The following is a 14098-nucleotide window of genomic DNA, read 5'->3' as shown; positions in this document are numbered from 1 at the left end:
TGACCTTATATCGCGTTGTTTGTCACTTCGTTTTGCACTAATGCAAGTCACGTTGTTTTAGTATAGAAGCTATTTGCAAGCATAGCTCATCAAATTGCGCATTGCAGGTTGTTATTAGCGAGTCAATTTTATCAAGGTCTTTTTCTTTGGCGGCTATTTCTAGCTCGTGGTATTGGTCTGAAAGCGTGACCGCGCCTATGGCTTTTGAGGACGACTTTAATTGGTGTGCAATGCTTTGTATTTGAGACACTTCTTTTTCCTGCTGTACTAAATTTTGAACTAACGGCGTTGAGTCTGAAACAAAACTATCTAAGAATATACTTTGAATTTGCTTATCATCGCCAACATATGAGGCCAGCAGAGCGATGTCTATTAAATTGTTCGAGAGCGTATTGTTGTTCATACTTGCCTCTTCTTTTTTTGAGTCGTTTAATGCGTTGTTGTTTGGTGCTAGCTGTTTAGCCTTGGAAGATTCAGCACTGGCGGGCATCCATTTGAGTATAATTTCTTTCAAGCGCACTAACTCGATTGGTTTGGCAATATAATCGTCCATGCCATGCTCTAAACACTTGCCACGCTCGCCGCTAAGCGCATTAGCTGTGGCGGCAATAATTGGCAGTCGTGGTGATATATTATTTTGAATTTCAATTTGTCTATATTGTTTGGTGAAGGTATATCCGTCCATGACGGGCATATGGCAGTCAGTAATGATCAATGCGAATTTGTGAGTGTCTAAAAACTCGAGCGCCATCTCACCATGTTCAGCTATCATGCATTGGTAGCCAAGTAGGCTAAGCTGTCGTCTGAACACTTCTTGGTTATACGCATTATCTTCAACAACCAAGATAAGTTGATTAGATTGCTGTGCTTGCTCAATACTTGGCAGTTCTAATTGTGTTGTATGTGAGATTTGCTCTAGCGTTAGATCCGGGCTTATTAAGTCCTCTCGAATGGCAATATGCTCGATAATTTTAAAGCTGTAGTATGGATTGTAATAAATGGGTTCGAAAAACTCTCCTGTTGGTAAAGGCGTATTAAAGTTGTCACTCACCAGTATGATATAAATTGTTTTGTTGTTCTCAGGCTTAAATTGATAGTCAGAAGTGACAATTTGTTGATAACGTTCTTGAGTTATCACTATATAGTCTGCATTGAGTGCGTTAATTTTGCTGTTGTTGATGTTCGCCCAATTAATTATTTCACAGTTTGCGCCGTGCGCATTCAAGTTATCCTTTAAATCATTTTCAAACAGATCGTCATCGCCAAATATGAACACAGAAATATCGTCAAAGTGAATTTCAATATCATCACTCACGATGGAAGGGTGTGATTGATAGGGCAAAGACACGGTGAATTGACTGCCTTCATTAATTCGGCTCGCACAGGTAATTGAACCATGCATTAAACTGGTGAGTTTCTGCGTAATCGATAGACCTAGACCCGTACCACCAAACTGCCTTTGAATGCTGCTATCGGCTTGGGTAAAAGGTTTAAATAGCGACTTTTGCTGTTCATCTGACATTCCCTTACCATTGTCTTTTACAGTGATCTCTAGTGTGCCAGGTTTTGAAGGGGATTCGAGTATTGAAATTTCAACGAGTCCAATTTTACTAGAGGTTGTTTTTGTGAATTTGATGGCGTTACCGATCAAATTTAGTAGAACTTGGCGAACCCTGATCGGGTCGCCTTCATTCCAATATCCAAGTTTGGGATCGAATAAAAAATACAGTTGTATTTTCTTGTCTTTGACTTGATGCGAGAGTAATTCGGCAATTTCCTTAACAACGTTTCGCCAATTAAACGGCACAAAATCTATTACCATCTTGCCAGCTTCGATTTTTGAGAAATCTAAAATATCGTTGATGATACGCAGTAACATAAGTGCTGAGTTTTTTGCGACTGACGTAAGGTGAGTTTGTTCCTGGTTTAGCGCGCTTTGGTGTAGGAGGTCAAGCATGCCTACCACACCATTCATCGGCGTTCTAATTTCATGGCTCATGGTAGCTAAAAACCTGGATTTAGCGTCATTGGCGAGTTCAGCTTTAGCTTTTGCCTGTTCCAAATTGAAAGCATCTTGTTTGCGCTGGGTAATATTATGCTGATACAGCATAATCGATTTACTGCCTTGAGTTTCTATTGTGGTTACGATTACCTCGTACCACAAAGTTTCACCATCAAGCGCATATTCACATTCTATTTCTTTTATAAAGTGATCTTGAAATTTAGCTTCATTCAACGCATCCAGAAGGGGGCGCTTTTTGGCAAGGGGAAGTGAATTAATCGCATCAACGCAGTCGTCGCCAACAGAAAAGAAGGTGTTTAAAAATAATCCCCCACTTCTTTGGTTTGTATGCTGAGTTTTAAACCAATACTGGTTAACCAACTTGATGGTCGCTCGCGCATCAAGCAATAAAATAAAAGCAGGGATGCTATCTAGCGTTTCTTGTAACAGACGTTCTGTTTCTTTATTTTCTTTAAGTGCGACTTCCAGCTTTTTGCGTTGTTGGTCCGCTTCTTCCATTTTTGCTAAAGCGGCTTCTCTCGCGGCGTTTAGCGCTGCTTGCTGTTTTTGTTGTTGCATTTGTTCACGCACGAGTATCGTCACGTTTTTAATGATACCGATGAGCACTTTGCGCTTTTCTTTAGCGTTGTCTGTGCCTGTAATTTGCCAATTCGCTGCGAATCCAATATGGGTTAAATTTTCAAGGCCTTGGGTCGATAGTTGAAGCGTAATGGAACTGAGTGTATGGTGCTTTTTAAGCTCTTTGAATAGCTTTTGACGACTAGAGTGGCTTAGGAGTTTAAGTAGATAGCGGTACGAATAACTGTTCGAATTGCCTTTTAGGTTCAGCATATCGACCAGTTCATTTGAGAGATTGACATATCGCGCGCCAAACTCCCATTCCCAAGAGCCCATATTGGCAATTTTTTGTGCATTGCTGAGCTGTATTTTATCCTTTTCCAGTTGCTCTTCCGACTTGAGTAGTTTGTCAATTGCGTTTGCTTGAATTCTGTGCGCAATGATCAACATGGCAGTGCATAGAAAGAGTAGTAAAACTAATTGCAACACAGCTTCTTTATTAATTTGTGCCACGGTTGATAATACGGTTTTCACTTCTTTTTCGGCAGCAATGCCCATTTGTAGCTCAGTATCCCAAGTGAGCGCACCTATGACCTGTTTGTTCATAAAGTTAGTATATTGCTGTGGTAATTCACTTAAAGTGACGAGCGGAAGAAGTTGAGGGATTTGCTGTGGTGTCCACCATGGTGTTGAGTGATTATTCAGTTTGGAAACAAGGTGCCGCTTATCAAAATATAAAATAGCTGAATCTGAAAATATAAAAGGCGTTCTCAGCACAGCTCTTAAACCGCTTAAATCTTCAATCGATGCCCACAGTATAAAAGGGAGCTGGCCACTTATATTACTTATTCTGATAGCGAAATAAGTGGCTAATTGTTGTTCATGGAGCACCGAAGTTGAAAGAATTTTACCTTTCAATAGAAAGTTAAAATCTTGCTCTAACTGTTGCTCAGCAAGTCTTAACTTCTTGTGGCTATTGAACACCCATTGCTCATTTTCAATATCATAGAGCGAAAAATTATTGCGGGAAAGATAGCTTTTCAGCTTGAGATCATTGCTGACCGTTGCTAAATCGAATTGAGCAAGTTCATCTTGAGCACTTAATAATTGGTTATAAATGGGTTGATACCATATTTTGTAAACACTTTTAAGCGAGTGCGCGGCTTTATTCTGAAGCTCATTAGCAGTTTGATTGTACAGTTGTCTTTCTAACTTTTGGTGACTAAATAAGCGGGCTTCTAGCATTATGTACGCAATGCATAATAGCAATAAGACCAATTGAGCGTAATTTATTACAACGCGAGAGGTGGCCTTATCTGGTCCCAAAAAACGCCAGCAAATCAACATTAGTATGCTGGCCAGCAATGTTATTGCAATTGCCAAGGCCAAAGACAATCTCGCTTTGTTGCCGTAAGAGTTTGCTTTATCTCTGGCTAAATCTGTATCTTGGGTGGTTATGTTTTGGGCAACATAAATTAGCCTATCAATGTATTGTGTGCTTTGCTGCCACCACTCGAGGACGTCTTGTGTCAATTTCCCTTCTTGGCCAATCGTATTTATCAAGTCTGAAATAGACTCGCGCTCTTGCGATGACTGCGCTTTTAGCAGCAATCGTTCAGTCTGCTCGCTAAAAGGTGTTTGGGTTAAGAAAAGTTCGAGTGTTGCGTGTAAATCTAAAATTTGGGCTATCAAAGAACTTTTTTTATTTAAAGGCATGGTTGGTAACAGGCCCACTTTAGCTCTGAGCTGGCCCGCATATTCAGTGGCTTTGATTAAATTATGATAGTTGGCTTGATCTGGGTAATTTGACATATCTAAAGCGAAGCTGTGTTTTGCTTGGTTTTGAATCTTTAACAACGCTTCTAACTGGGAGTCGATTAGAATGCTATAACGTTCGAACGCTTCTTCGCTCGTTATTTGTTTAATTTCTACGAGGTGCCTCAATGTTTTAACTTGAGTGCTAAGTGGATTCGAATCGGTAGTACGACTACTTTGATTTTCTGACAATGTTAAAATGGCTTCAAGTGCAGCCAACTTTGTATCAGTCTCTTTTGTGTATAGTAATACCTTGCCAAAGGTATTAAGTGAGTCTTGTGTGTAACTAATAACGCTACTACCTCTTTCCCTTTGAAGGGCAAATATAAACTCACTTATTAGTGCAAACTGGCGATTGCTTTGATTTATTTGCTCAAAAACTTGTTGCAAATTTGTGGCTTTGCGATAACGCTCAATCTGCTGATGTAACATGAACAAGCAGAAGAATAGTAGTGCAACGCACAGCGATTTTTTGAGGTTTTTTTGCATCTTAGTATTACGCGTGAGCTTTAATAAACTAATATAGAACAAGGTTTGCAAATTGCTATGTTATGACACTATGAAAAAACCAGGTTTACCTGAGAATGAGCCCTTTCGTATACAAACACTGAATCAGTTAGGAATACTGGATAGTGATCCCGATCCTCAGTTGGATAGCTTGACCGAATTTGTAGCCCATGTTTTTTGCGTGCCAGTTGCATTGATTAGTTTGGTTGATAGTGATCGCCAATGGTTTAAATCAAAGGTTGGTCTTGATGCATGTGAAACGTCCAGAGATATTTCGTTTTGTGGGCATGCAATATTGGGAGACGGCGTCTTTGTTGTACCAGACGCATCGGCTGATCCAAGATTTAAAGATAACCCGCTGGTCGTTGGACCGCCTTATATCCGTTTTTATGCTGGCGCACCGCTTGCACATCCCAATGGTGCAGTACTAGGTACCTTGTGCTTAATTGATATTGAGCCTCGGGAATTTAGTCATGATGACGAAAAAATGCTTAAAGATGTGGCAAATAAAGTGATGAGAGAGTTTTGTCATTGAGTGCAGACCAGGAGACACCGTACTTTAAAAGAACAAATAGGAATTTAAAAACGAATTTTTGATGCGCTCAATCTCAAAAATCGCTACAATTGTGACTTTATATCATTACCATTTATGGTTTCTCCTCCGATATTAAGGTTTTCCATCATTAGATGACTGACATTACAACGCATCGCGCTTCTCGACGCAGGCTATTAATCGCCTTAGCAATTACATGTTCTTTTATGGTCATTCAGTTAGTAGGGGCATATTATGCCAACTCTCTGGCGGTTTTGGCTGACGCAGGGCATTTATTTGTTCATAACAGCTCTTTGTTTATCGCAGTGATCGCCTCCAGTGTTGCTGTCCATTTAGCTAAGTCTTTTAGTGATGGCTACAAGAAAGCAGAATACATGGGGGGGTTGATCAATGGCGTCCTATACCTAGCAATTTCAGTGCTCATCATCGTTGAAGGAACAGAACGAATGCTTGAGCATCATGAGGGCCATCACTTAGCCGTCAATTCATACCTAATGTCTGTTATAGCAGCAATAGGATTTTTGTTTCATGGTTTATCAACGTGGGTTTTATACAAGGGACGCAAAGACAGTATCAATGTTTACGCGGTTTTTTTACATTCATTCTTTGATTTACTGTCCACAGTCTCGACTTTTATTGCCGGAGTATTGATCTATGCGACTGGCTGGGAAGTGATTGATATCATCTCAAGCCTTCTTATATCTGCATTTGTATTATTTACCGGTATAAAAGTGGTAAAAAGTTGCATTACAGGGTTGTTTTTCACAAATAACAAACTGCCAAAAGTGAACGATATTGAAACAGCGATACTTGCAACTGAACATGTTGAAAGTGTTCATAATGTCACAGCGAGCCAAGTGGATGGCGAGCTTGCAATTGGGGCTCATATCGTACTCAAACATCATTGCACGAAAGAGTTACATGACGCTTCATGTCGTGCCCAAGTAGAAAACGTATTGAGTCAAAGGTTTAACGCGAAGCAGAGTGTTCTGCAAATTGAAAGTCACCAATGTCCAGAACACCATGAGCACGCATAAATAACTGTTTCCAATATCGGTTCGACAATATTTACTTAATAGTTGGCAAATGATAATTATTCTTTTACCTTTAATAGGGTGAAAACGTAGGAATTCCTAGTGCCAAATTATCAATCCAAACTTATACCTTTTGTCGTAACACTCGTTTTGGGGGGATTGGGTGGAGCTTCGAATTTATTACCACTGTTTTTTTTAGATTCCTCTGAATTTTTATTCGGTCAGCTTTTTGTTTTGTTATGTCTGGTGCTATTTGGTTGGCAGTATGCATTTTTGGCCGTTGGCATCGGTGCGTGTTTCATATTTTACCGTTGGGGACACTGCTGGCCATCCGTTGTCTACGGGTTAGAGATAGTTTGGCTGCAACTGCTTTGTGTACAAAAAGGACGTCCATTTTTTATTCGAGGCCTCGGTTTCTGGTTCGCTGTTGGCATCCCAATTTTATTTATCTTTGGTCATTATCTACTTAACTTACCTAACTTAGTGATCGCAACGGCACTTGCGAAATATTTTATCAATGCAGCACTCTATTTAGCCGTGGTTGATTTACTGAGCTTTTTTTTGGTTCGCCACCTTTGGCGAGCGCGTCCTCTTAACGCCATTTTGAATTATACAGTCAGTTTGCTTGTGGTTTTAGTGGTTTTGGTAACGTCGATCGTACTAACTAATAATAGCTTTAGACGCATTGAAGCTGAAGTTGTAGAGCACCTTGAAGGTGCGACAGACTCGATTGGGACGCGAATAAACGATACCTTAAAGGGATATCAGAGAGCCGTTGTGGGGGCTGCAAAAAGTATTGAATTTGGTGTTGATAAGTCGTTCACGCTTAAGTCGATGGTGGAGTTGCAGCCTGATTTAAAAACCGCTATTTTCGCGAATGAGCAGGGGCTCGCCAAAGTTTTTTATCCGAAGGTGTTTAATAATACGCAAATGGATGAAACAGTGTCGGTGCTCGACAGAGAATATTTCATCCAAGCGCCTTTTTATCCCGATGGGTATATTTCGCCCATTTTTCAAGGACGTGGGTTTGGTAAGGATTTAATTGTCGCGCTGTCTGCACCTGTTTTTGTCAACCAACAGTTTAAGGGCGTAGTGGAAGCATCCGTGTTTATGGACTCTTTTGCGCAATACAAACCAAAAATCATCTCAAATCAAGGTGACCTTATTGTTTTAGATGCCACAAACCAAGTTGTATTTAGCTCTTTAACGTCGGGCTTTTCATCGCTTGATAAAGTGCCTCAGAATGTACTAGATGGTTGGCTTGACATGAGTTTGAATACTTATACAACCGAGCAAGGCCGAGTTTACTATCGCTTTGGGCTCAAAGTTGAGGGGTTAAACTGGACTGTTGTCACTTTGCTGGAAGCGCATCATGTACGGCTAGCGGCAGCCTCGGCTTGGTTTAAGTCGCTAATCTTAGCGATAGTCATCATTATTCTCAGCAGTGTGTTTGTAGGACAGCTATCACGTTTTCTTGTCAAACCTATATCGGCTTTGAGTGAAGATATTAGCCGATTTGAACCAAGTGAAGGATTAAATAATTCAGTGAGTGATCAGGCAAGTTACCTAGAGGTGATCACATTACAACAACACTTCAATCAATTAGCATTTAAATTGACCATGAATTTCTCGAAGTTGAAGATGGCTAATAGTGAAAATGAGGAGTTGAATAAAAAGCTCACAAACTTTAATAAAGAATTAGAACAACAAGTTAATGAGAAAACAGAAGAGTTACTCGATGCGGTAGTAGCTGCAAATAATGCGAGCAAGGCTAAGAGCCGATTTTTAGCAAATATGAGCCATGAGATCCGCACGCCCATGAATGGCATTATCGGTTTAACGGGCATGCTGATTGAGCGATGTGAGCAGCAAGATGAAACTTTTAAACATTTGGAGATAGTGCATTCCTCTGCGCAAAATTTGTTAACGATCCTCAACGATATTCTGGACTATTCAAAAATAGAAGCCGGCGCACTCAAGTTAGACTTGCATGCGACAGATGCTTATAAAATGTTTGACGGTATTGCTGCGTTATTTCAGCAAGCTGGTCTAAAAGAGCAGGTTAAATTTGATTACGCCTTATCGCCTAGTCTACCTACATGTCTTTACATAGATTCACTACGGCTGACCCAAGTAGTTAATAACTTATTGAATAACGCAGGGAAATTTACTGATAAAGGTCATATCAGTTTGACCGTGAATTATGAAAATGAATTTTTAATTATAGAGGTTTTAGATACTGGGATCGGTATATCAGCGAAGCAGTTAAAAGTATTGTTTAATGAGTTTACACAAGTTGATGTTTCGACGACTAGACGATATGGAGGCACTGGGCTTGGATTGACCATTTCCAAACGGCTCGTGGAATTAATGGATGGGCAGCTGAGTGTCGAAAGTTTTGAAGGTAAAGGAAGTACTTTTACTGTTAGAGTACCTGCGCAAAAAGCCAAAATGTCGGAAAAAGAAGAGAGTGAAGTCATCACGCCTGATCTACACAATCTTGAAGTACTGCTTGTTGAAGACAATATGGTTAACCAAATTGTCGCAGCCAAATTGCTGCAAGATACTCAGTGTAAGTTGCATAAAGTATTTGATGGTGTCGAGGCGTTGGCGCTGTTAGATTCACAAAAAGTTGATCTCATTTTGATGGATTGCCAAATGCCAAATATGGACGGCTATGAGTGTACTGAACATATTCGCCATGATCCAAATAAATACGGCAGCCCCTACATTATCGCAATTACAGCCAACGCTTACAGTGAAGACAGGCTCAAATGTATTCAAGTCGGCATGGATGATTTTGTCGCTAAACCAATCGATAAGGTGTTGTTATTTAAAGCACTAAACAGCTTTTTAGAAGAACGCAACGGCTAGAGCTTTTTCTTTACTACGTCCATTAGTGCCTGTGCTGAAACTGGCTTTGAGAAAAAGTAACCTTGCATGTAATGACAGCCTAACTCTCGTAGGAATGTGAGCTGCCTTTTGTTTTCGACACCTTCAGCGATACAAGACATGTGCAAACTTTCTGCGAGTAAATAAATGGTTTTTATGATCGATTTGTTGCTCGTGAGTGTGTCCATTTTTCTTACAAACCCTTGATCTATTTTGATAATATCAATTGGAAATTGGCTTAGATAAGTTAGCGAAGAATACCCTGTGCCAAAATCGTCAAGCAGTAGCACGAAGCCCGATTGCTTTAACGCCACTAAGGTTTGTTTAGCTTTTTCAGTATCCTCGATTAATGAACTTTCCGTGATTTCTAGTCTAAGGGTACTTGCATCGAGACCAAAAGAATCGAGTATATCGACCAAGTTCCCTGCGATGTCAGACCGTAATATGTGAACAGGTGACAGGTTGAGTGATAGATAAAAATCACCATTTTTTTTAAGTAGCGGAGCCAGTTCTTCGAGCGCTGTGCGCAAGGCCTGTTCAGTCATGGTTTCAATAAGGCCCACTTCCTCACAAATTGGAATAAATTCATACGGAGGTATCAACTCGCCATTATGTTGCCAGCGCATAAGCAGCTCTACACCGACGACTCGTCCAGTAATGATGTTCACAATAGGTTGGTAGTGATTATAAATACTACCGTCTCTATGCTCTGTTTTTAAGGCGTTTTCTAACGCTAACTTGCGAGAAAACTGAGTATTCATGTTAGATGTAAAAAACTTAAAGCCATTTCTTCCTGCTTGCTTTGCATGGATCATGGCAATATCTGCGTTCCTAATCAGCAATTCAGGAGTAGGTGCGTCAAAAGGAAACATTGCAACGCCGATACTAGCCGAAATACTCATTGAAATGCCGTCAATTTCTATCTTATTTGGTAACTGTTCAAGGAGTAACGTGGCTAGTTTACTCAGGTTCTGGGGAGATTCTACTTCATTCACTAAAACCAAAAACTCATCGCCACTCTGCCTGCCGAGTAAAGAATTAGAAGGGAGTAGCTGGCTTATTCTCTGTGTAATTTTAACAAGTAATTGGTCACCGGTGTGGTGGCCATAAGCATCATTTATCGGTTTGAATTTGTCCAAATCAATAAACAGAACAGCGCAGGTTCCGTCTTTATTTTGTGCATTGTGCAAGGCAAACTCAATGTGTTGCAGCATGAGGTTACGGTTTGGCAGTTTTGTAAGCGCATCAAAATTTGCTAAATACCTGAGTTCACTTTCGGCTTGTTTTTGCTCTGTTAGATCCGAAATAACAATGACATAGTGATCAACGTTTATATTGTCTTTTGAGATTGCATTGATACTTAAATGTATCGGATGTGCATTTTGTAGCGAGGTCTTTACGGTCAGTTCCTGACGAATATGTTTGTTCGCTTTTAGTCTACGTATTTTCTCAAGTAACAGGGTTAGCTGTTTTTTACCTACCACGTCTAAGAACTTTCGGTATGATAATTGTGAAACGGCAGTTTCTTCCTGAAGCTCAAAAGCGCGACAGAAGCTTGCATTGACTGCAAGAAGCTGAAAATCTGAACTCAAAATTAATAACCAATCGTTGACTTGGCTGAAAGCTTCGCCAAGTATTGCAGCGCGAAGATCGGTCGCTTTTTGCTCTGTCACGTTGGTGTAAATCCCAATAACAGTTTGTGCTTTACCTTGCTCGTCGGTGCTCAGTACTTGTCCGATATCGTGGTACCACAGCCAAAGCGCACAGTCACTTTTGACTCGATACGTTAAAGAGAGTTGATTACTGCTTGGCTTTTCTATGAATCTTTGCCAAGCCTTTTGTACTCGAATTTGGTCTTCAGGGTGTATCACATCAAAATAGTCTTTTAAACTCACCTCATCTGAATTGTATTTACTGCAGGCCAAATACTGATTTCGATTTTGTTGTATGGTGTTTGTCGCTACGTTGATCTGCCAAGTACCACTAAGCGTGGTTTTCAACGCCATGTCTGTTTGCTGCTTACTAATAATGGCGTCGTCTAACGCCGTTTTTAGTGTTCTTTGTCTATTTTTGTTTGTTCTAAACCAAAAAATGAGCATGCTTGCGCCGATAACGAGATAGAAAGCCCAAGCAATCGGCGAGTTTAAAGGAGCATGAATAACTGAAAATTTAAGAGACACGGAGTCATGAACGCTGTTATTACCCAACAGTACTTGCTCTATTCGCAGTGTATACTCTCCGGGCAAAAGTTGATTGAAAAATAGATAGTTAGAATGAACATCGTCGAATGTGATACTTGTCGGACCATCAAGGTACGCGTGATACTGATAGCTTAACTGATTGGCGAAGTCGAAGTTATTGAACTTTATTTTAAGGCCAAGATCGTCATGATTTAATATAAGTTTATCTGTGTGTACAAAGCTGGGATAAAACGCGAGCGTGCGTGACATGAGGCTAATGTCAGTAATCGCGAGTTTGCTGTCTGAATGGTTTCGCTCAATAAAATCTGCTGGTGAAAACCAGACAGCACCGTTTACCGTGCCAAAGATCATTTGCCCTGACTCCAACACGGTACTTGCACCAGCATTAAATTCGTTACTCGGCAGGCCATGCTTACTATCAAATTTATCTATCTGATTTGTTTGGATGTTTACTTTAAAGAGTCCCGACTGCGTACTAATCCACAAGTAACCAAAATGATCGGCTTGAAGTTGGTATACTGAGAGTGTTTCGTCTTTGCTACTCAGTTGCAAGGTTCGTTTAACTTCAAGGCTTTGCATGTCAATGGCGCTAATATCAAGGCTTGAACCTGCTACCCAAATAGCACCATCTTGTGTTTTTGCCCAACTATCAATAGCAGGAAAATTACGCCCAAGTGACTTATGTGTTTGAAAAAGGGTTGAAATTGAGTTGCTATGCTCATTAAAGCTCAATAGTTCAGAATCTGTACTGAGTAAGTAGTCATCACCATATAAAGGAGGCATAAACTTATAGGCCATATCAACCTTTACTTGTTGGTTTAAGAAGTGGAGTGGTCGTGATGTTTTACTTTTTGCATTGTATGAGTAAAAACCTTCTTGGCTGATGAAGGCGATTTCCTCGCTGTTTATCGCAGTTCCTCCCCAAGTTAAAGTTTTAAAAGGGTTCATTGCGTTGTCATTTTCAACTTCGGGTAAGCTTACAGCGCCTGTTTCTGTGTTCAGGACTCTTATGCCAGAGGTTGTTTCAATATAGAGCTGAGTTTTCGACACTTCGGGTAATGCAAATATGTTATATACGGCATGGCTCGCATACGCCGCTTTTCTGTCTGTATTTTGGTAATACAGTTGAGGTTGAGTGTCTTGAAGGCTTTCAAAGCGCATAAGCCCATTGTCAGTTCCTAGCCATATATGATTATCTGCGGTTTCTAATATTGACCATACGGTGTAGTTGTTGAATGCATTGTTTGTGTCAGATCGAAGCGTACTAAAACGTTGCGATAATATTGGCCAATAGTAAGCACCTTGGTTAAGCGTTGCCATCCAAACATTTCCACTAGAGTCAAACATTAAATCTGTCACACTCGCTTGGTCGGTCGCATAGAGGGTGTTTTTAAGAGAGAGAATTTTTGTGGCGCTTTTCTTCTTTCTATCTAGTGAAAATAACCCGAGTTCGGTGGCGATAAGTTCCCCAAAAGGGGTGATCACATGATCCCAAATGTTTAGATCAGACACTAAAGTATAGGCATTCTTTAGCAACAAATTGTCATTGTGGATAGGAACCACATATAAACCTTGTACTGTACCAACAAGCAACCCGATTGATGGGTCTACTTTTAATAGTTTAATGTTCTTGTTTAACGAATTAACGTCTTCTTCAGGCAAAAATGGATATGAAACCAGCTTTTTCGATTCTAAATTATAGGCAAACAGCCCTTGATCAGTACCGATAAGTAATTGTTTATTCACCTTCAGCAAAGCTCGCAAGTAACTATGTTTGGTGAAGCTTACAACGAGTTCTGAACGGTTGCTCTCAAGCTCTATTCGATATAGGAAATTATCAATACCCACATAAATTGTATTGCCAAGTTTAATTGCTGCGCTTATTTCTGAGGTAGCTTGAGCACTTTGCAGGAGCTTTCCAGTGAATATCTGCTTTGCATTGAGTGTGTTGACATCTATTAAATAGGCACCGTTGAATGCGGTAGAGACAAATAATGTATTCGAGTCTAACAGTGTGATGTATGAAATGTGCATTGTCGCAAAATCAACCGGGTGTTGGACTTGCGCAATGGTATCCCCATCGTATCGATTGAGGCCCATATGAGTTGCAATCCATACATAGCCATATTTATCTTGAATAATGCCGCTGACACCCGCTTGAGATAAACCTTCTTCGGTCGACAAGCGATGCACCGTGCGAGTTGAGGCTAATTCACTAGCATGACTTTGCGTTGTTAACCAAAAAAATGCAATGAGCGCAAAGCGAACTAACATCAAATGTGCCTTAAGTTTGTTGTGTTTTTAGTTACAAGGTAGCAAGAATTATTTTGCGCAATCTGAGATGCACGAATGTTGTAATTTAACATATTTTTTATCTTCAATTCCATGTGATTCAATGTTGCATTAACATGGATCGTGGTAACTCACACAGAGCATGTATTATATTTCTTTATTTTATTGTAGCTTAGCTTTTGACTCGCAACTTATTTGGAGCATGAAATTGATCGCTGGCGAA

5 protein-coding genes are annotated in these 14098 nt (G+C 40.2%); 3 read left to right on the top strand and 2 right to left on the bottom strand.

The genetic code is table 11. The features are described 5' to 3' along the window. Positions 1-37: 37 nt before the first annotated feature. Positions 38-4885 (bottom strand): ATP-binding protein, encoded by a 4848-nt coding sequence (locus AC5FX4_RS19710; protein WP_493608123.1) that lies wholly within the window; start codon positions 4883-4885, stop codon positions 38-40. 70 nt (positions 4886-4955) lie between these two features. Here AC5FX4_RS19710 and AC5FX4_RS19705 point away from each other — a divergent pair, with 70 nt between their 5' ends. The 3 genes from AC5FX4_RS19705 to AC5FX4_RS19695 all read left to right on the top strand — a co-directional run bounded on the left by AC5FX4_RS19705 (position 4956) and on the right by AC5FX4_RS19695 (position 9364). Then, on the top strand, positions 4956-5438 hold the full coding sequence (locus AC5FX4_RS19705) for a GAF domain-containing protein (RefSeq protein ID WP_493608122.1): 483 nt from the start codon (positions 4956-4958) through the stop codon (positions 5436-5438). Between the two features lie 152 nt (positions 5439-5590). Then, positions 5591-6493, top strand: coding sequence for a cation diffusion facilitator family transporter (locus AC5FX4_RS19700; RefSeq protein ID WP_493608121.1), 903 nt, complete (start codon positions 5591-5593; stop codon positions 6491-6493). Between the two features lie 99 nt (positions 6494-6592). Beyond that, complete coding sequence (locus AC5FX4_RS19695) at positions 6593-9364, top strand: hybrid sensor histidine kinase/response regulator (protein WP_493608120.1); 2772 nt, start codon at positions 6593-6595, stop codon at positions 9362-9364. Here AC5FX4_RS19695 and AC5FX4_RS19690 read toward each other — a convergent pair. Further along, positions 9361-13857 carry an EAL domain-containing protein gene (locus AC5FX4_RS19690; protein ID WP_493608119.1) on the bottom strand — a complete coding sequence of 1499 codons (4497 nt, stop codon included), beginning with the start codon at positions 13855-13857 and terminating at the stop codon, positions 9361-9363. The genes AC5FX4_RS19695 and AC5FX4_RS19690 overlap by 4 nt on opposite strands. Positions 13858-14098 lie beyond the last annotated feature (241 nt).

It is taken from the genome of Pseudoalteromonas sp. ATL1 (genome assembly GCF_058933015.1).
The sequence above is the reverse complement of the archived record's forward strand: the minus strand, read 5'-3'. Positions and strand labels throughout refer to the sequence as shown.